Genomic DNA, 1,566 nt, shown 5'->3' with positions numbered 1-1,566 from the left:
GAATCATTCCCGTTGCTTATTCTTTTTGAAAATAATGTCAGGATCCTGACTCCTCATCATCAATTTCATAAAAATGACATCCTTACCTAAGTTTAGGAAGTGAAATAACTCTAAATTTTTCGGAAATATCAAAAAAAGGGCGCAAAAAATCCCTGTTTTCATCTATACATTTTTAAAATACCCTCAAACAACCCAGCTAGCTAAATGCTCTCCTTGTCCCAATTTGAGTTTTGATAATGCAAAACCAATCATGACTAAAAAACACATGCTTACTGCCAAGCTCATCTTCTTAAGGCCACGAATCGTATGATTCTCCAAACGAAAATCTCGATCAAGTCTTCCATTTACTCGTTCAACTGCTGTACGCTGCTTATATAGTTTCTGGAATTTTTTACTTTCCCGCCCAACCTTATTAAATATAATCGGTTCAACGCTGCGTTTTAAACGGAAAATACGCTCATCTCCTTGACTAGGATGAAAACCATAGCGTAAACTATCACATGATTTATCATACCCTTTATAAATTAACCGAATTGATTGACCCTTCTCGTCTATCCAGAAGACTTCACCTGACTGATTGTACATGAGATCTGTATCCAGATACTGACGCATTTCATCCTCTTTCCATTTGTGAGGATTCTCAATGATGGGAATAATTTCAGCGTCCTCCAAGAGGTTTTGTAAGGGCAAACCACTGTAGCCCCTATCTGCCGTCAGATACTGAGCTCTCTGACTAGTTGTTTCACTAAAATTTTTGATAAGCTCCTTGGCAATAGTCGGTTCTCCTTTAGAGGCTGGGGTTATTTTCCAAAGAATTGGTAGTTCATAGGTCGCATCAACAACAAGATGAACGCGATACCCATAATAACTTGTAACCTTAACCTTACCAGTCTTATGATGTGTTTCTTTTTGGGTAAAATCCGCCTCTAAATCCGCTCGCCTGTCTTTTTTCTTCTTTCGACCATTGGGTACTGCGTAAGAATCAATAATTTTTCCATCCAATGCAAGTACTTGACCGAAATCAGGGAGTAATTCATAGAGTTCTGCAATTCCTGTTTGTATCCACTCATCAATATCAGGACAGACTTCCTCTAAATCTTTGACAAAACGAGAATAGGCTGACTTAGAGGGAGCATTGACCATTTTTGTTACACCCGAATTCAGACGGACACTGTGAGTTTCAAAGCCACAGATTTGCCTTAATTGACTATTCATTCGCAATTGGCGTAATAATTGTTGGTCAGTTTCTAATTGAAGGATCAACTTAGCAATATAGGCGATAAAGTAAGATTGGACAGAATAATCCCTACGACCGTATTTCCGCTTAGCTTCTAACTGCTTGAACAAGTCCGTTTCAGGTAGAGCATCTAATACCATCAAAATTTTTTCTAGATCACCAAACTCCTGATCTTCAAAGAGATTAAGTTGTGTTATAATTTTCATAGTGAGACCTCGTTAATAGAGATTTTTATACTAACTATTATAGCGCTTTGACGTTGTATTGAGGCTCACAAAAGGGAAAAATCGCTACTTTACCGTGGCGATTTTTCTTTTTATACTCTTCTA

The 1,566-nt window shown here is 37.7% G+C and carries 1 protein-coding gene; it reads right to left on the bottom strand.

Annotated elements, in window-relative coordinates; translation table 11 throughout:
• Positions 1-183: 183 nt before the first annotated feature.
• Positions 184-1,443, bottom strand: coding sequence for a transposase (locus tag E5983_RS09000; RefSeq protein WP_160333489.1), 1,260 nt, complete (start codon positions 1,441-1,443; stop codon positions 184-186).
• Positions 1,444-1,566: the final 123 nt, after the last annotated feature.

Source organism: Streptococcus danieliae, assembly GCF_009767945.1.
GTDB classification, from domain to species: domain Bacteria; phylum Bacillota; class Bacilli; order Lactobacillales; family Streptococcaceae; genus Streptococcus; species Streptococcus danieliae.
Note: the sequence above shows the minus strand (reverse complement) of the source record. Positions and strands in the feature narration are given on the sequence as shown.